General features: G+C 68.7%; 17 protein-coding genes and 1 tRNA gene. 10 read left to right on the top strand and 8 right to left on the bottom strand.

Annotated elements, in window-relative coordinates:
• Positions 1-6 precede the first annotated feature (6 nt).
• Positions 7-882 (top strand): class A beta-lactamase, encoded by an 876-nt coding sequence (bla, locus tag ACFSGX_RS09305; protein WP_380929327.1) that lies wholly within the window; start codon positions 7-9, stop codon positions 880-882.
• Positions 883-949: 67 nt separating this feature from the next.
• Here bla and ACFSGX_RS09300 read toward each other — a convergent pair.
• Together ACFSGX_RS09300 and cpdR are read right to left on the bottom strand one after the other, a co-directional pair.
• Positions 950-1024: transfer RNA gene (locus tag ACFSGX_RS09300), tRNA-Val, on the bottom strand.
• 61 nt (positions 1025-1085) lie between these two features.
• Positions 1086-1460 (bottom strand): cell cycle two-component system response regulator CpdR, encoded by a 375-nt coding sequence (gene cpdR, locus ACFSGX_RS09295; RefSeq protein WP_380929325.1) that lies wholly within the window; start codon positions 1458-1460, stop codon positions 1086-1088.
• 154 nt (positions 1461-1614) lie between these two features.
• Here cpdR and ACFSGX_RS09290 point away from each other — a divergent pair, with 154 nt between their 5' ends.
• A complete protein-coding gene (locus ACFSGX_RS09290) occupies positions 1615-2466 on the top strand; it encodes an N-formylglutamate amidohydrolase (protein ID WP_380929324.1) in 852 nt (283 codons plus the stop codon).
• 186 nt (positions 2467-2652) lie between these two features.
• On the opposite strand, the gene ACFSGX_RS09285 is transcribed toward ACFSGX_RS09290, so the two are convergent.
• From ACFSGX_RS09285 to ACFSGX_RS09275, 3 genes are all read right to left on the bottom strand, one after another.
• Entirely contained in the window at positions 2653-3216 is a 564-nt protein-coding gene (locus ACFSGX_RS09285; protein WP_380929322.1) for a cytochrome b, read from the bottom strand.
• A gap of 6 nt (positions 3217-3222) precedes the next feature.
• Positions 3223-4002: a SapC family protein gene (locus ACFSGX_RS09280; RefSeq protein WP_380929320.1), complete on the bottom strand. Its 780-nt coding sequence runs from the start codon at positions 4000-4002 to the stop codon at positions 3223-3225.
• A gap of 64 nt (positions 4003-4066) precedes the next feature.
• Entirely contained in the window at positions 4067-5515 is a 1449-nt protein-coding gene (locus ACFSGX_RS09275; RefSeq protein WP_380929319.1) for an FAD-binding oxidoreductase, read from the bottom strand.
• 106 nt (positions 5516-5621) lie between these two features.
• On the opposite strand from ACFSGX_RS09275, the gene ACFSGX_RS09270 reads away from it, so the two are divergent.
• Complete coding sequence (locus ACFSGX_RS09270; RefSeq protein WP_380929317.1) at positions 5622-6104, top strand: hypothetical protein; 483 nt, start codon at positions 5622-5624, stop codon at positions 6102-6104.
• A gap of 121 nt (positions 6105-6225) precedes the next feature.
• Positions 6226-6501: an HU family DNA-binding protein gene (locus ACFSGX_RS09265; protein ID WP_157175728.1), complete on the top strand. Its 276-nt coding sequence runs from the start codon at positions 6226-6228 to the stop codon at positions 6499-6501.
• A gap of 61 nt (positions 6502-6562) precedes the next feature.
• Here ACFSGX_RS09265 and ACFSGX_RS09260 read toward each other — a convergent pair whose 3' ends face one another.
• Positions 6563-7456 (bottom strand): alpha/beta fold hydrolase, encoded by an 894-nt coding sequence (locus ACFSGX_RS09260; RefSeq protein ID WP_380929314.1) that lies wholly within the window; start codon positions 7454-7456, stop codon positions 6563-6565.
• A 135-nt stretch (positions 7457-7591) separates the two neighbouring features.
• Here ACFSGX_RS09260 and ACFSGX_RS09255 point away from each other — a divergent pair, with 135 nt between their 5' ends.
• From ACFSGX_RS09255 to ACFSGX_RS09245, 3 genes are all read left to right on the top strand, one after another.
• Positions 7592-7987 carry a glycine zipper 2TM domain-containing protein gene (locus tag ACFSGX_RS09255; RefSeq protein WP_380929312.1) on the top strand — a complete coding sequence of 132 codons (396 nt, stop codon included), beginning with the start codon at positions 7592-7594 and terminating at the stop codon, positions 7985-7987.
• A gap of 198 nt (positions 7988-8185) precedes the next feature.
• Positions 8186-9136: a ferritin-like domain-containing protein gene (locus tag ACFSGX_RS09250; RefSeq protein ID WP_380929311.1), complete on the top strand. Its 951-nt coding sequence runs from the start codon at positions 8186-8188 to the stop codon at positions 9134-9136.
• Between the two features lie 40 nt (positions 9137-9176).
• Positions 9177-10169, top strand: coding sequence for a ferritin-like domain-containing protein (locus ACFSGX_RS09245; protein ID WP_380929310.1), 993 nt, complete (start codon positions 9177-9179; stop codon positions 10167-10169).
• 49 nt (positions 10170-10218) lie between these two features.
• On the opposite strand, the gene ACFSGX_RS09240 is transcribed toward ACFSGX_RS09245, so the two are convergent.
• On the bottom strand, positions 10219-10911 hold the full coding sequence (locus tag ACFSGX_RS09240) for a response regulator transcription factor (protein WP_380929309.1): 693 nt from the start codon (positions 10909-10911) through the stop codon (positions 10219-10221).
• Positions 10908-13547, bottom strand: a complete 2640-nt coding sequence (locus ACFSGX_RS09235; RefSeq protein WP_380930026.1) for a DUF4118 domain-containing protein — start codon at positions 13545-13547, stop codon at positions 10908-10910. The genes ACFSGX_RS09240 and ACFSGX_RS09235 overlap by 4 nt, the downstream gene beginning before the upstream one ends.
• Positions 13548-13686: 139 nt before the next feature.
• Between ACFSGX_RS09235 and ACFSGX_RS09230 the strand changes: the two genes are divergently transcribed.
• From ACFSGX_RS09230 to ACFSGX_RS09220, 3 genes are read left to right on the top strand one after another with little or no spacing between them, the layout of a single operon-like run.
• Complete coding sequence (locus tag ACFSGX_RS09230; protein ID WP_380930025.1) at positions 13687-14223, top strand: (2Fe-2S)-binding protein; 537 nt, start codon at positions 13687-13689, stop codon at positions 14221-14223.
• Positions 14220-15230 (top strand): FAD binding domain-containing protein, encoded by a 1011-nt coding sequence (locus ACFSGX_RS09225; RefSeq protein WP_380929308.1) that lies wholly within the window; start codon positions 14220-14222, stop codon positions 15228-15230. The genes ACFSGX_RS09230 and ACFSGX_RS09225 overlap by 4 nt, the downstream gene beginning before the upstream one ends.
• A gap of 14 nt (positions 15231-15244) precedes the next feature.
• Positions 15245-17506: a xanthine dehydrogenase family protein molybdopterin-binding subunit gene (locus ACFSGX_RS09220; protein ID WP_380929307.1), complete on the top strand. Its 2262-nt coding sequence runs from the start codon at positions 15245-15247 to the stop codon at positions 17504-17506.
• Positions 17507-17694: the final 188 nt, after the last annotated feature.

Below are 17694 nucleotides of genomic sequence, written 5' to 3'. Positions count from 1 at the left end.
GGGACGATGATCGATAGACGGGGGATGCTGGTCGGGGCCGCTGCGCTGGCGTGTGGCGGTAGTGCGGGGGCGGCACGGTGGACGGACGGTGTGGCGTTGCGCGCGACGCTGGCGGCGCTGGAACGACGGAGCGGCGGGCGGCTGGGCGTCGCGGTGCGGGACCGGGCGACCGGGGACGTGTTCGGTTACGCGGCCGACGCGCGGTTTGCGATGTGCAGCACGTTCAAGGTGCCGCTAGTGGCCGCGATCCTGCACCGTGTCGATCAGGGTCGCGAGCGGGGCGACCGGGCGATCACGGTCGGGCGGAGCGATATCGTGCCGCACGCGCCGTTCTGCGAAACGCGGGTCGGCGGGCGCGCGACGGTGGGCGAACTGTGCGAGGCGGCGATCGTGCTGAGCGACAACAGCGCGGCGAACCTGCTGCTGCCGATCGTCGGCGGGCCGGCCGGGCTGACCGCGTTCTTGCGCCGGACGGGCGATCCGGCGACCCGGCTGGACCGGATCGAGCCGGCGCTGAACAGTGCGACGCCGGGCGACCCGCGCGATACGACGACGCCCGCGGCGATGGCGGCCAGCCTGGATCGGCTGGCGCTGGGACCCGTACTGACGCCCGTGTCACGCGGGATGTTGACGGAGTGGATGGCGGCGAGTCGGACGGGGCTGGGCATGTTGCGCGCCGGGGTGCCGCAGGACTGGCGCGTCGCGGACAAGACCGGACGGGGGCAGACCGGCACGAGCGCGGTGATCGGGGTGCTATGGCCGCCGAAGCGGGCGCCGATCGTGATCGCAAGCTACCTGACCCAGGCGAAGATCGAGGGCGCGGCGGCGGACGGGGTTCACCGCGATGTTGCGCAGGCGGTGGTGGCGGCGTTGCGGGGCTAGGTCGGGTCCCGATCCCGGGCAGGGCGTAAAAAAACCCGGCTACGCGATGCGTGACCGGGTCTTTCTATGGTGGGCGTGGCAAGGATTGAACTTGCGACCCCTGCGATGTCAACACAGTGCTCTACCACTGAGCTACACGCCCGCCGTGGGAAGGCCTCTAGCCGGGGTCCGCGGGGGGTGCAAGCGGACTGTTGCGGAAAATCTTACAAACCGGTGACGGTGCCCATTTCGAACATCCGGTCCACTTCGAGCACGAGATCGCGCAGGTGGAACGGTTTGGACAGGACGCGCGAGTTTGGCGGGGTCTGCTGACCCTTCAGCGCGACCGCAGCGAAGCCGGTGATGAACATGACGCGCATGCCGGGATTTATGACGGTCGCGCGCTGCGCCAGTTCGATGCCGTCCATTTCGGGCATGACGATGTCGGTCAGCAGCAGATCGAACGCCTCGTTCTCCAGCAGCGGCAGCGCCGCCGTCCCGCGGTCGACCGCGACCACGGTGTAACCCGATCGTTCCAGTGCGCGCGCGAGATATTCCCGCATCGAATCATCGTCTTCGGCCAGCAGGATGCGCGTCATGCAATAGGGTTCCGGCCGTTGGTCATCGATGCCCCTTATGCTGTCAGCCCTTAAGATTCTCCAAGGGGGGTCCGCGACTTAATCGACGGGCGACGGCGGTCCGGAAGCGCGTATCGACGGTTGGTGCGGATCGTGCGGCGCGCTATGGCATGGCATGGATATCAGCCCTTTCCGGACGGTCGGCCCGCGCGTGCCGCAGACGCCGGTGGTGATCGCGGTGGGGCATGCCGGGCGAAGCTATCCCGAGGCGCTGATCGCGGCGGCGCGCGTGCCGGTCGACCGGCTGATCGGGCTGGAGGATCGCCATGCGGATTTGCTGGCGGCGGCGGCGGTGGACGAGGGCGCGACGGTGATCGCCGCCGACATGGCGCGCGCGTGGATCGACCTGAACCGCCATCCGGACGAGCTGGACGGCGAGATGATCGATCCACCGCCGCCGGCCGCGGGGTTGCGCGACGGACCGCGGATCCGCGCCGGGCTGGGGCTGGTGCCGCGGCGGATGGCCGGGGTGGGCGACATCTGGCATGGGCCGATCGCGGCGGCGGACCTGGCCGGGCGGATCGCGGGGGTCCACGAACCCTATCACCGGGCGGTGGCCGACGCGCTGGACGCCGCCCACGCCGCGCACGGCGTCGCGGTGCTGATCGACCTGCATTCGATGCCGCCGCTGGCCGGGCGCGATCGCGGCATCACGATCGTGGTGGGCGACCTGAACGGGGCGAGCGCCGATCCGACGGTGACGGCGGGCGCGATCGATGCGGCGCGGGCGGCGGGATACCGGGTGGCGCGCAACCGGCCCTATGCGGGCGGATACGGAGTGGACCGGCACGGGCGGCCGCGGCGGGGCATCCATGCGGTGCAGATCGAGCTGTGCCGATCGCTCTATCTGGACGCGACGTTCCGCCTGCCGGGGCCTGGACTGGTGCGGGCGCAGCAGTTCGTCGCCGCGCTGCGCCGGACCCTGGCGCTTGCCCTGCCAGGCAACGACCGCCAGGCCGCGGAGTAAAAAAAACCACCCCATGCAAGCATGGAGTGGCCAAGGTTCAGGGAGGAAACACACCCCCGGAGGGATGCATTCAGTCGGACCGTGAAAGGGGGGGAACACGGTCTGACAGTTCTTAAATAGTCCCCTGGGCGGGGGATTCAAGCGTAAATTGTGCGGCGCGGTGGTAGCGCTCGCCAGACACCGTGTTCAGCGGTGGCCTGACCCGGGCAGCATGCGAACGAGCACGGTGTCGCGATCGACGAAATGGTGCTTCAGCGCGGCGGCGACGTGCAGCACGACCAGCGCGAGCATCGCCCAGCCGAGCAGTTCGTGCGCTTCGTTCGAAATGTCGCCACCGGACGTCACGGGCAGGAACGGGACCGGGAACAGGCCGAACCAGTCGAGCGGATATTTCCTCGCGCCGGCCGACACCATCCACCAGCCGGTGGCGGGCATGAGGATCATCAGCGCGTACAGCGCCCAGTGGGTGATGTGCGCGACGGCGCGCTGCCACCCCGGCACGTCGCCGGGGAGGGCGGGCGCCGGATGGGCGAGCCGCCACATCAGCCGTGCGATGCTGAGCGCCAGGACGGTGATGCCGATCGATTTGTGGATCGGCATCAGTTGCACGCCCGTCAGCGCATCGTGCAGCAGCCCGATCGCGAGGTTTGCGATCACCAGAACCGCGATCGTCCAGTGGAAGGCGATCGCGACCGACGAATAACGTCGGCCGCGGTCGCCGGTCGGACGATAGGGTTCCGGGGCCAGCATGGTCGATCAGGCGTCGACGCGGAGCGGCTGGGCCGGGATCTTGCCCTGTTCCATCTGCCGCGCGAAGATGTCGCGGATCAGCGCGAGCGAGAAGAGGTGCGCGTAGATCAGCGGCAGGACGCCAGACTTGATCAGCTTGCGCGCCGTATCGCCGCGCATTTCCTTCAGCGCATCCTCGTTCACCATCTGGAACCCGCGGTAGATGAACGGCTGGTCCGCGCCCTCGGGCTGGATCGTGACTTCGCCGTCCATCAGCAGTTTGTGGTCGGCCAGTTCCTTCATGAACTGCGACGTCCGCTGGCCGGCCTGTTCGAACTGTTCGCAGAACGCCAGGATGTTGCCGACGACCTCGGTCGGCTTGCCGTCGGCGAACAGGGCGTCGCCCTCCTCGAACTCGCCGATCGTGCCGGACGACGGATCGAAGCAGAGCGACAATTCCTCCGCATTCGGGTTCAGCCGGGCGAGCATGAACGGATAGCGGCGGATGTAGGCCGGGATGTAGGCGTCGTTGGTGAACCGGCCGTCGGGGCCGACGAAGGTGTTGACGCCCTCGTTCAGCGCCATGAGCGCGAGCGGCACCGGCTGGTCACCCAGCGAGAACACGATCGGGTAGAAGCGCGAGGCGGGCGCGAACTCCTCGACCGTCAGCGGCACGGCATGCGTGCCGACCAGGAAGGTGGGGGCGTCCATGTTGCGGGCCTTCCAGCTGCCGTGCGTCTGGCTGGAAAGCGGTTCAAGCTGGTTATAGAACAGCGGCAGATCATTTGCCGGTGCGGCGCTGGCCATGCATCATACTCCACGTGCGGTCGTTCGACGACGCCCCTGTCGGACGCTCGCGATGCCGCCCCGTTTATGGACCCGTGCGCGCAGGCGCAAGCGGCACGAGTTTACCCGGATTGAAGAGGTTGAGCGGATCGAGCGCGGTCTTGATCGCGCGCAGCGTCGCCAGCCGGACCGGATCGGCGGTGCGCGCGAACTCCGCGAGCTTGGCCTGGCCGATGCCATGTTCGGCCGAGATGGTGCCGCCGACCGCCATGACGCGGTCGTGGACGTCGCGCGAGACGGCCGGGCCATGCGCGGCGGACCAGGCGGCGGAGTCCGTGCCCGCCGGTGCGCGGACGTTGAAGTGGACGTTGCCGTCGCCGAGATGGCCGAACGCCAGGACGCGGGCGCCGCTGTGCGCCGCCTCGATCGCGCGGGTGGTGTCGACGATGAAGTCGGGCATGGCGGAGACCGGGACGGCGATGTCGTGCTTGACCGCGAAGCCGTCGAGCCGTTCGGCCTCGGGTAACGTTTCGCGCAGTTTCCAGAGGGCCTCGGCATGGGTTTCGCTGGCGGCGATGGTGGCGTCGAGGATCAGGCCGTCCTCCAGCGCGGACTGAAGCGCGGACGCCAGCGCGTCGGCCGGGTCGGGCGCGCCGTGCGGGGCGGTCGCCTCGATCAGGACATTCCAAGGGGCCGCGATGGCGATCGGTGCGCGGGTGGCGGGGATGTGGTGGAGGACGAGGTCGAGACCGGCAGCGGGGATGAGTTCGAAGCTCTCCACCGCATCGCCGAGCGCGCCGTCGAGCCGGCGGAGCAGGCGGAGCGCCGACTGCGGATCGGGCACGGCCGCCCAGGCGACGGCGCGCGTGCCGATCGCGGGGACGAGGCGGAGCGTGGCGGCGGTGACGATGCCGAGCGTGCCTTCCGCCCCGGTCAGCAGCTGGCGCAGGTCGTAGCCGCGATTGTCCTTTCGAAGGCTCGACAGGCCGTGGAAGATCGTGCCGTCGGGCAGCACCGCCTCCAGCCCCAGCACCAGCGCGCGCATCGTGCCGAACCGCAGGACCTGAATGCCGCCGGCGTTGGTCGAGACGAGGCCGCCGATCGTGGCCGACCCGCGGGCCGCGAGCGACAGCGGGAAGCGCAGGCCGTGCGCGGCGGCGGCATCGTGCAGGTCGGACAGGATGACGCCCGCGTCGACGGTGGCGGCGGCATCGCCCGTGTCGATGACCGGCGGGCGCGCCATGCGGCGGAGCGAGAGGAGCAGCGCGGAACCGTCCGCCGGGGGGGTGGCACCGCCGACCGTCGAGCTGTTGCCGCCCTGCGCGACCAGCGGGACGCGGTAGGCATTGGCCAGCCGGACGACGGCCGCGACCTGATCGGTGGAGGCCGGAGAGAGCAGCGCGGCAGTGGTGCCGTGATATCGCCCGCGCCAGTCGGTGAGCCAGGGTGCCACCACCGCCGGATCGTCGGAATAGCCGGCCGGGCCGAGCAGTGCGGCAAGGTCGGCAAGCAAAGCGGGGGGTGGCACGATCATCACACCCTGATAGCGCAATCAGCCTGCGGAGCCGATAGCCGGGTTGGGTTCATCTGGCGTTCAGTCGCCGGGCCGAAACGCTGCACCCCATGACGGATGCGGAATCATGATGATCTGGAGCGCCGTGCTGCTGCTGGCGGCGGGATCCGCGCCGGCGCGGGACGCGGGATCGACGCTGATCGTGACGCAGATGATGATCCGGCGGAGCACCATCGTGCGTGTCCCGACGCGTCAGGTGGATCCGGCCCCCGCCGGGCAGACGCGGTGGCGCGAACGCAAGGGGCCGAAGTGCGTGCCGATGAACAAGGTGGGTGCCGCGGCGGTCGTGGCGGAGGACAGTGTCGACCTGTTGCTGCGCGGCGGTAACCGGGTGCGCGCGCAGTTCGAGGATGATTGCCCCGACCTCGATTATTACGGCGGCTTCTACATCCGGCCGGGCACCGACGGGCTGGTCTGCGCGGACCGCGACAGCGTGCGCGTCCGGTCCGGCGGGGAGTGCCGGATCGAGCGGTTCCGCGCTTTGGAGGCCGGGCCGCGCAAGACCGGTCGCGGCATCGTTTCGCGCATCCGCCGACGGTTGAGCCGATGAAGCGTGCCGAAGGCGCGAGATGCCGCGTCACAGAGGGCAGTTAACCCTAGTGCAGGGGTGACAGCGCTGGCAAAGTTCGGCAGGACGCCGGCTCCGTCAACCACAGAGGAACAGCAGACCGATGAACAGCGCAGCACTGGCAGACGCCATCGCCACCGAGCACGACATGACCAAGGCACAGGCCAAGTCCGTCGTCGAGAGCATCTTCAAGGCGATCACCGACGCCGCTGCCGAGGGGACCGAGGTCTCGCTGCCCGGTTTCGGCAAGTTCAAGGTCCAGGATCGTCCGGCACGCGAAGGCCGCAACCCGCGCACCGGCGAGACGATGGACATCGCCGCATCGCGCAAGCTGAGCTTCCAGCCGTCCAAGGCCGTGCGCGACGCGCTGAACGCCTGATCTGTCGGGGCCGCCGCCGGGTTAGTCGGCGGCCCTATCCTTTTGCGACCGCGGTGACGGCTCAGCCGGCCAGCAGGTCCTCGATCGCCGCGACCAGCGCGATCGGTTGATCGATCATGACATGATGGTGCGCGTTCGGGATGGTGACCACGCGCATGGCGGGCAGGTCCGCCCGTAGCCCCACCAGCGTCTCCGGCGGTACGATCGCGGAGAGTTCCCCACGAATGAACGTCAGCGGCGCGCGGATCGCCTTTGCAGTGGCGCGCGTGTCGATCAGCGTGCAGCGATCGTAGAGCGTCGGATCGAACGACCAGCGGAGGCCGGTGTCGCAAGCCGTGACGGACCCGCGGGCGATGCCGTCGACGATGTAGAGATTGTCGCAGGGCTGTTCGGGCATCAGGCGGAAGCGGGCGAGCGCCGCGTCCAGATCGGCGAAATGCTGCGTGCGCAGGCCGGTGACGGGCGGGCGGGTGCCGGGTTTCATGGTGATCGACCCGTCGATCAGGATGCCGCCGGCCGCCGAGCCGGACGGATCGGCGAGCGCGGCGATGACCGGGGCGCAGCCAAAGCTGTGGCCGACCAGCGTGGGCGGGCCGGCGGCGTCGAGCCCGGCGGCGTGCGAGACGGCGCGAAGCTCATCCGCATATTGGTCGATCGAATAGGCCGCCCGCCAGTCCGACCCGCCCATGCCGGACAGCGACAGCGCGGCAACCCGCCGGTCGCGCGCCAGCAGCGGCGCGATGTGCGACCACCAGCCGGCATGCGCCCAGCCGCCATGGACGAGCAGCAGGCCGGGCGCGCCGCGCGGACCCCAGGCGTGCCACTCGATCGCGGCATCCTCCACCACGACCGATCCGGTCTCGGGCCGGTCGGCCAGTGCGGCGTCGTACCATGCCGGGGCCGGGGGGCGGGCGCCACGGAGATGGGCGAGCGGGCGGGCGGTCGGTTGCGTCATGGCCGATCCATGCCGGGCGTCCGGGCGGGGGCCAAGGGAAAGCTTTGCTGAACGGCCGCTAACAAGCGTGTTCAGAGTAGGAACATGCGAATCGGTGCAGAGAGACATTCGCAGATCGAACACAGGGAGATCGACATGTTCACGAAGTTCCTCACCGCCGCTACGCTTTCGCTGACCTCGCTGGCCGTCGTCGCCCCCATGCCCGCCATGGCGCAGGGCTGGAACGCACCGGCACAGTATAGCCGTTACGACGAAGGCCAGTCCGGGTTCCAGAACGTTGGCTGGCGCGACCGCCGCGATCGTCGCTACGCCCGGGGCAACCGCGACTACCGCGGCAACAACGGGTATCGCGGCAACCAGCGCTGCTACGACAAGGGCAATGGCGGTCTGGCGATCGGCGGCATCGCCGGCGGCCTGCTCGGCAACCAGGTTGCCGGCCGCGGTGACCGGACGCTGGGCACGATCCTGGGCGCGGGCGTCGGCGCACTCGCCGGTCGCGCGGTCGACAAGTCGGACGGTCGTCGCTGCTAAGCCGCGGCACGAGCCGGTCGGACGAACGGAGGGGTCGGCGATCGTCGGCCCCTTCTTTGTGTGTGCGGAAGCTGGTCACTCCGGTTAAGTCCGGCCGAATATTTCAGCGGATGCATAAATCGCAATAAAGTCGCCGTCCCGTGCAACTCCCCGAATGACCGCTCCGTATCGGTGGGGAGTTAGCAGGAGGAGGTACGCATGACCGACGACAGTCTGATTATGGACGCGCTGGATGCAAGGGTGGCACGGCGCAACGATCGCCGTGAGTTCTTCAAGACGATGGCAGGCGCGGGCAAAATCGTCGGTGGCCTCGCCGCGGGCGCGGTCGCGGTGCAGGCTGAAGCGCAGACGGCGGTGACCGATGCGGACATCCTGAACTTCGCGCTGAACCTCGAATATCTCGAAGCGCAATTCTACTCGTTCGCGGCGTTCGGCACCGGGCTGTCGGCATCGCTGCTGACCGGCACGGGAACGCAGGGTGCGGTGACCGGTGGTCGTCAGGTGACCTTTACCGACAACGTCGTCGCGCAATATGCGCGTGAGATCGCCGCAGACGAAATCGCGCACGTGACGTTCCTGCGCACCGCGCTGGCGTCCGCCGCGGTGGCACAGCCCGCCATCGACATCGGTGCGACCCCGAACGGGGCGTTTTCGTCCGCCGCACGCGCCGCCGGCCTGATCGGTCCGGGCGCGTCGTTCGACCCTTATGCGTCGGACGAGAATTTCCTGCTCGGTGCGTACATCTTCGAAGATGTCGGTGTGACCGCGTACAAGGGCGCATCGCCGCTGCTGACCAGCGCGACGTTCCTCGACGCGGCGGCCGGGATCCTGGCGGTCGAGGCGTATCACGCCGCGATCGTGCGGACGACGCTGTATGCCAAGGGCATCCAGACGCCGTCGCTGATCACCGCGACGGAGTCGATCTCCACCGCACGCGACAGCCTCGACGGTTCGAGCGACCTGGATCAGGGCGTGGCCCCGATCAACGGCGCGTCCAACATCGTTCCGCTCGACGCGAACGGTCTGGCGTACAGCCGGAGCGCCGGTCAGGTGCTGAACATCGTGTACCTGAACAGGGCCGCGGTCGGCAGTGGCGGCTTCTTCCCCGCAGGTGTCAACGGCACCATCCGAACGAGCGCTGCGAACTGATCCGCAGACCTGTTTCACGCATGATTGCGGAGAGATTTCGATGAATAGCGAAAAGATGATCGAAGCCCTCGACCTGCGGGTCAAGCGCCGGGGCGAACGGCGTGAGTTCTTCAAGATGGCTGGTGGCGCCGCGGTCATGGTCGGCGGCGCGTCGCTGCTGACCGCCTGTGGGGGCAGCGGCAACCCCAGCGTCACACCGACGCCGACCCCGACGCCAACCCCGACCAGCGCCACCGTGCCGGATCAGGACATCCTGAACTTCGCGCTGAACCTGGAATATCTGGAGGCGCAGTTCTATTCCTATGCCGCCTTCGGCGTGGGCCTGGACGCCGGCCTGACCGGCGGGATCGGCGGGACCGGTGCGGTTACGGGTGGCCGGAAGGTGACGTTCACCGATCCGGTCGTCGCGGCCTATGCGCTGGAAATCGCGCAGGACGAGATCAACCATGTGCGGTTCCTGCGCAGCGTGATCGGTACGGCGACCGTGGGCCAGCCGGCGCTCGACATCGGTGCCACCGCGACTGGTGCCTTCTCGTCCGCGGCGCGCGCGGCGGGCCTCATCACCGGCGCGGGGTCGACGTTCGATCCTTACGCCAATGACGAGAACTTCCTGCTCGGCGCGTTCATCTTCGAGGATGTCGGGGTGTCCGCCTACAAGGGTGCGGCGTCGCTGATCTCCAACAAGACGTTCACCGAAGCGGCGGCTGGGATCTTGGCGGCGGAGGCCTATCATGCCGGGCTGATCCGCACCGTGTTGTACCGCAAGGGCGTTGCGACGCCGGCGCTGATCAACGCGACGGAGTCGATCTCGACCGCGCGCGATAGCCTGGATGGTGCGACCGATCTTGACCAGGGCATTCGTGCGATCGGGAATGCGTCGAACATCGTACCGACCGATGCCAACGGTCTGGCATATGGTCGGTCGACCGGTCAGGTGTTGAACATCGTGTACCTTTCGCGGACCGCGGTTTCGGCGGGCGGCTTCTTCCCGTCGGGCCTGAACGGCACGATCCGGACCAGCGCCGCAAGCTGAGCGGCGAACATATCCCCGCCGCGGTTCGTCCGCGGCGGGGATTTCTATGTCAGTCGCTGCCCATCAGGCGGTAGCCGACGCCCAGTTCGTTGACGATCAGCGTGGGCGCGGACGGGTCCGCCTCCAGCTTGCCGCGCAGGTTGCGCACCACGACTCGGAGATAGCCGACCTGTCCGTCCGTCTCGTGCGGCCAGACCGTGCGGAGCAGATGCGCGTGCGTAACGACCCGACCGGGGTAGCGCGCCAGTTCGGTCAGCACTTCATATTCCTTGGGCGTCAGGTGGACGGCCACATCGCCGCGCAGGACGCGGCGGTCGAGCAGGTCGATCAGGATCGGCCCGGCGCGCACGCTGGTGCGGCCCCCGCCGGACACGAGCCGGTGGCGGAGTGCCGCGCGGACGCGGGCGAGCAGCTCGTCGGTGTCGAACGGCTTGGTGATATAGTCGGCGGCGCCGAGATCGAGTGCGGCGACCTTGAGATCGGTCGCGTCGCGCGCCGAGACGACGAGAATGGTGGCGTCCGAGCGGGCGCGCATGAGCGGTACGAGTTCGAGCCCGTCGCGGTCGGGCAGACCGAGATCGAGCAGCACGACCTGTGGACGGTCGGTGGCCAGCACGGCGAGTGCGTCCGCGGCGTTGCCCGCCTCCGATACGGCGTGGCCGACGCGTTCGAGTGCGGTGCGCAGGAGCCGGCGGATGGCGGGTTCGTCGTCGACGACCAGGATGCGGTTCGCGGTGGTCATGTCTCGTCGCCGCTGGACGCGCGGACCAGCAAGGTGTCCGGCATGGTCAGCGTGAAGCAGGCGCCGTTACGGTCGGTGCGGGCGGTGGCGGCGACGGTCATGCCCATGGCTTCGGCGAAACCCTTGACGATGGCAAGGCCGAGGCCGGTGCCGCCCTGCGCGCGGTCGGAGCCCTGGAGGCGGGCAAAGGTTTCGAACGCCTCGGCCTCGCGGCCGGGCGGCAGGCCGGGGCCCTGGTCGAGGATCGAGAGGGTCAGCGCATCGGGCAGTCGTTCCGCGCGGATCGTGATCGGCGTGTCGGGATCGCCGTAGCGGCCGGCATTGTCGAGCAGGTTGATCAGGACATGGTGGAACAGCTGCGGATCGAGCCGGACCATCGGCAGGTCGGCCGGGACCGCGAGTTCGACCGCGCGGCCGACGAGCGTGCGGCGCGTGTCGTGGACCGCGGAACCGATTGCGTCGGTCAGGTCGGTCGGTTCGGCGGCGGCGGCCAGCGCGCCGGCCTCGACCCGCGCCATGTCGAGCAGGTTGGCGACGAACCGGTTGAGGCGGCGTGCCTCGTCATCGATCGTGTCGAGTGCGGCGGGCGTCGCGGGATCGGCGCGCAGTTCGGAGGCGGCGGCGAGGATCGCGGTGAGCGGCGTGCGCAGGTCGTGGCTGACCGAGGAGAGCAAAGCGGCGCGGAGGCGGTCGCGTTCCTTCAGCTGGACGACGTCGCGGGTCTCGGATTCGAGCAGCATGCGTTCGAGCACAAGTGTCGCCTGGCTCAGCAGGCCGGTGAGCAGGCCGATACGATCCGAGCGGATCGGTGTGCGGCCATCGTCGCGCGCGACGCCGACTGCGCCGAGCACGCCGCGCGCGCCCTTCAGCGGGTAGAACAGCCAGTCCGAGGCGGTCAGCGTGTCCGATCCGCGACCGGCGGGCGTGCCGTTGTCGACCGCCCATTGCGCGGCGGTGGCGGCGATATAATCGAGCGGTTCGGCGGGCGGGACGGCGGCGCGCAGGGTCAGGCCCTCCGCCGAGGGCATGAGCAGTGCGACGCGGACGTCGAATAGCCGGCCGAGTTCGGTGCAGATCGCCTGCATCACCGCCGCGTCGCTGTCGCTGGCGTTCAGGCGGTGGAGGAAGCCGGCGAGCGCCGCATTCTGGTGCGCGCTGGTGGCGGCGAGATCGGCCTGGGCCCGGACGCGGGCGGCAAGCTGGCTGGTGGCGAACGCGACCGACAGCAGCACGATGATGGTGACGACGTTTTCCGGGTTGCTGATCGTCAGCGTGAGCGTCGGCGGCAGGAAGAAGAAGTTGTAGGCGATCGACGACAGGATGCCGGCATAGATCCCTGCGCGCCGGCCGTGTGTGCTGGCCGCGACCATGACGGGCAGCAGATACAGGAGCGCCGTGTTGCCGATGCCGAGGAAGGCGTAGAGCCCCTTCGCGAGCGCAGTGACCGCGACGACCATGATGGTGGCCCAGAGCAGCCCGTGGCGGCCGCGATCGGGCATGGCACGCGACCGGCCGGCGGGGGCCTTGGCATCGGCGCCCGCCTCCATCGGCAGGACGTGGACCGCGACGCCGGGCGTGTTGCGGACGAGCCGGTCGACCACCGACCCGTGGCGCAGTTCGAACCAGCGCGAGCGGGCGGACTTGCCGACGACGAGCTGCGTCGCGTGCGTGTCGGCGGCGAACGCCTGGAGGCCGGGGAGCACCGCCTCGGCCGGCACGGAGGCGACCGCGCCGCCCAGCCGGGTGGCGAGGTTGAGCACCGCCGCGATCCGCGCGCGTTCGACATCGCCGAAGGTGCGGGTACGCGGCGTTTCGATATGCACCGCGGTCCAGCCGGCGTGGAGCGCGTCGGCCAGCCGCTTCGTCGCGCGGACGAGGCCGTCGCAGCCGGGCTGTTCGCTGATCGCCACGACGATCCGTTCGCCGGCCGCCCAGTTGCCGTCGAGCGCCTGTTCGCGGACATGTTCCAGCATCTGCGTATCGACGGTCTGCGCGGCGCGGCGCAGCGCGAGTTCGCGGAGTGCCGACAGCGTCGATTTGGAGAAGGCGTGGACGGGGGCGCGGGTGGCTTCGTGCGGCACCTGGACCTTGCCGGCGCGGAGCCGTTCGATCAGGTCGTCGGGCGGGATGTCGACGACCTCGATCTCGGCCGATTCCAGCACCGAGTCCGGGATCGTGTCGGTCACACGCATATGGGTGACCGAGGCGACGACGTCGTTCAGGCTTTCGAGATGTTCGATGTTGAGCGTGGCAAGCACGTTGATGCCGGCGGCGAGCAGTTCCTCGACGTCCTGGTAGCGGCGCGCATGACGCGCATCGGCCGGGTTCGCGGACGCGATGGCATCGACCAGCACCAGCGCAGGGCGGCGCGCGATCAGCGCATCGACGTCCATGGCGCAACACGGGCCGGGGCCGGGGCGGAGCGGGACGTCGGGCAGCATGCGCGCGAGCCGGTCGGTTTCGGGGCGGCCGTGCGTTTCGACGATGCCGATCACGACATCGACGCCGTCACGGCGCCGCGTGATGCCTTCGGACAGCATCTCGTAGGTCTTGCCGACACCGGCGGCGGCACCGAGGAAGACCTTGAGCCGGCCGCGGGGTGGCGGCGCGGGGCGGGGCGGGGGCAGTTCGGTCACGCGCGCCACTTACCCGCTGTCGGGTCGCGCTGTCGATGCTTTGGGGGAAGGCGGGTCCCGGGGGCGTCGCCAATTGTCGGCTAAACCCGCGTGGAGCGGAACGAAAACCGGCTCCGGCCGCTGTCGGTCTGAAGCCCATATCCCGACGCCGGAGGCCGCATTGCCCACCAAACTCGCCGAACCGTCCGCCCAGACCGCCGAACGGTTGATCGACATCGACCTGACCGTGAACGGCAAGGCGGAGCATTTCTCGATCGCCCCTTGGGTCACGCTGCTCGACCTGCTGCGCGAGCGGCTGGACCTGACCGGCACCAAGAAGGGCTGTGATCACGGGCAGTGCGGGGCGTGTACCGTGCTGGTCGACGGGAAGCGCGTGAACAGCTGCCTGACGCTGGCGGTGGTGCGCGACGGGTCGGAGATCCAGACGATCGAGGGGCTGTCGTCGGGCGACACGCTGCACCCGATGCAGCAGGCGTTCATCGATCATGACGCGTTCCAATGCGGTTACTGCACGCCGGGGCAGATCTGTTCGGCGATCGGCATGTTGCGTGAGGGCAAGGCGGACGGGCGCGATGCGATCCGCGAGAATATGAGCGGCAATCTGTGCCGTTGCGGCGCCTACACCAACATCGCCGACGCGATCGAATCGGTGCAGGACCGGGAGGACGCACGATGAACCGGTTCGGTTACGATCGCCCGTCCGACGTGGCGGAAGCGGTGCGCGACGGCAATGCGCGCGGTGTCCGGTTCCTGGCCGGGGGCAGCAACCTGGTCGACCTGATGAAGGAGAATGTCGAGCGGCCGGTGCGGATCGTCGACATCAACCGGTTGCCGCTGCACGAGATCGAGGATCATGACGGCGGCCTGCGGATCGGCGCGCTGGCGACGAACAGCGAGACGGCATGGGATGCGCGGGTCGAGGCCAAGTATCCGGTGCTGGCCAGTTCGATCCTGGCCGGGGCCAGCCCGCAGCTGCGCAACGTCGCGACCGCGGGCGGCAACCTGAACCAGCGGACGCGGTGCCTGTATTTCTACGACAACACCACGGCGTGCAACAAGCGCGAGCCGGGCACGGGTTGCTCGGCGATCGGTGGCGTCAACCGGGTGAACGCGATCCTGGGGGCGAGCCCGTCCTGCATCGCCACGCATCCGTCCGATATGTGCGTCGGGTTGGCCGTGCTGAACGCGACGGTGAACGTCACCGGGCCGCTCGGCGATCGGTCGATTCCGTTCGCGGACTATCACCGCCTGCCAGGTGAAGATCCGTCGCGCGACAACACGCTGAAGCCTGGCGAGCTGATCACCTCGATCGACCTGCCGGACGCGGATTTCTCGGGTAATTACACGTACCTCAAGCTGCGCGACCGGCTGTCCTATGCCTTCGCGCTGGTGTCGGTGGCGGTGGTGATGCGGATCGAGAACGGTCGGATCGCGGAGGCGCGGATCGCGCTGGGCGGTGTGGCGCACAAGCCGTGGCGGTCGAAGACGGCGGAAGGCCTGCTGGTCGGCGAAGTGCCGTCGCAGTCGGCGTTCCTGGCCGCCGCCCATGCGTTGCTGGAAGGCGCGCAGGGGCAGGGGGCGAATGATTTCAAGATCGGGCTGGCACGACGGGCGATCGTGCGGGCGTGTCGACAGGCTGCGGACGGAACGCCGCAATCGCAGATCGACAAGCGCGTCGCCTGAGCGGGAGAGAAGAAATGGCTACGAAACTCAATGACGCGCCGGTCGGTATCGGCTCCCCGCTGAGCCGCGTCGACGGCAAGCTGAAGGTCACCGGCGGCGCGCGCTATGCCGCTGAGCACCCGGTGGCGGACCTGCTGTACGGCGTGGTCGTGTCGGGCGCGATCGCCAAGGGGCGGATCACGAAGCTGCACACCGAGGCCGCAATGGCGGCGCCGGGCGTGGTGGAGGTGGTCAGCCACCTGAACCGCCCGCATATCGCCTGGTTCGACAAGGCTTATCAGGATCAGGTCGCGCCCCCGGGCTCGCCGTTCCGCGCGTTCTACGATGCCGAGATCCTCTATAGCGGGCAGCCGATCGCGCTGGTCGTCGGGCGGACGTTCGAGGACGCACGCCACGGCGCGAGCCTGGTGCAGGTCGAATATGAGATCGACGAGCACGAGACCGATTTCGAGCGGTCGCCCGAGTTCAAGCCGAAGAAGACGCGCGATACGTTCGTCGAGCCGAAGAACCGCGGCGACGAGGCCGGGGCGTATGCGAAGGCGCCCAACAAGGTCGATGTCTCCTACTATCTGCCGACCGAGCATCACAATCCCATGGAGATGCATGCCACGACCGTGCAGTGGCACGGCGACGGGCGCATCACGGTGTACGACAAGACGCAGGGCTCGCAGAATGTGCAGGCCTATCTGGTCGGCGTGTTCGGTTTCGCAAAGAAGAATGTCCGCGTGCTGAACCCCTATGTCGGTGGCGGGTTCGGGTCCGGGCTGCGGCCGCAATATCAGGTGTATCTGGCGACGCTGGCGGCCAAGATGCTGGAGCGGTCGGTGCGGGTTGTGCTGACACGTCAGCAGATGTTCTCGTTCACCCACCGGTCGGAATGCCGCCATACCATTCGTCTGGGCGCGAACGACGATGGGGCGCTGCAGTCGATCTATTCCAAGGCGGTGACGCCGACGTCGCGGTTCGAGAACTACATGGAGCCGATCGCGAACTGGGGCGGGCAGGCCTATCGTTGCGACAATGCGACGATGGATTGGGCGCTGACCGCGGTCGATACCTATACGCCGGGCGACATGCGCGCCCCGGGGGCCGCGACCGGCATGACGCTGTTCGAAATGGCGCTGGACGAGATGGCGTATGAGACGGGCGTCGATCCGCTCGCGCTGCGGCTGACCAACTATAGCGACCGCGACGAGATGATGGATATTCCGTACACGTCGAAGGCGCTGCGCGAGGCGTATCAGGAGGGCGCGGAAGCGTTCGGCTGGTCGCAGCGCGAGGCGGCGCCGCGGTCGATGCGCGACGGCAGCGAGTTGGTCGGATGGGGCATGGCGACGGGCATCTGGGACGCGATGTTCCAGAAGACGACGGTGCGCGCCAAGCTGTCCGCGAACGGCCATCTTGAGGTCGCGACCGCGGGGTCGGACATCGGGACGGGTACCTATACGGTCATGACGCAGGTCGCGGCCGGTGCGCTGGGGCTGCCGGCGGATCAGGTGAGTGCGGTGCTGGGTGACAGCGATTTGCCGCCGTCGCCGATCGAGGGCGGCAGCTGGACCGCGGCATCGACGGGTGCGGCGGTGAAGATCGCGTGCGATGCGGTGCGGGTGAAGCTGGCCAAGGCGGCCGCCAAGGTGGACGGCAATCCACTGGGCGGCGCGTCGGTCGACGACCTGCGGTTCGAGGACGGGCGCATGATCCTGGCGGCCGATCCGTCGAAGTCGATCGGGTACGGCGAGGCGATGACCGCAGCCGGCGTGTCGGAGATCGAGGCGACCGAGGCGGCGGCACCGGGTCCGCTGGAGTCGATTGGCGAAATGCTGGGCGTGAAGAAGAAAGCAAAGAACACGCACAGCGCGATCTATGCCGAGGTGAAGGTCGACGAGGAACTGGGCGTGGTGCGCGTGACGCGCATCGTCTGCGCGGTGGCGGCCGGACGGATCGTGAACCCCAAGACCGCGCGCAGCCAGATCCTGGGCGGCGTGGTGATGGGGATCGGCATGGCATTGCACGAGGAGACGCTGGCCGATCACCGGATCGGGCGGTTCATGAACCACAACTTCGCGGAATATCACATTCCGGCGCATGCCGATGTTCAGGATATCGAGGTGATCTTCGTCGACGAGCCGGATGCTGAGGTGTCTCCGCTGGGCATCAAGGGGCTCGGCGAGATCGGGATCGTCGGCACCGCGGCGGCGATCGGCAACGCGATCTTCCACGCCACGGGCAAGCGGGTTCGCTCGCTGCCGATTACGATCGACAAGCTGCTGGACTGACCGTCCGAACAATTTAGGATAGCGAGCGCCGCGGGGTCGAGGGATTCCGCGGCGTTTTTGTATGGGATGGACCCGGTTCGACTTTCGTCTGCTTTCGGCTCTGCGCCTGTTGCGCAGCCGCCGCGGCCGGGCCCCAAAGCGCCCGGCCGAACCGGTTTACGGGTTGCGGCATGTGGCGGCCCCCGCCA

The organism is Sphingomonas arantia, from assembly GCF_042682045.1.
Taxonomy (GTDB): Bacteria; Pseudomonadota; Alphaproteobacteria; order Sphingomonadales; family Sphingomonadaceae; genus Sphingomonas_R; species Sphingomonas_R arantia.
This window is presented reverse-complemented; position numbering and strand designations above follow the sequence as displayed.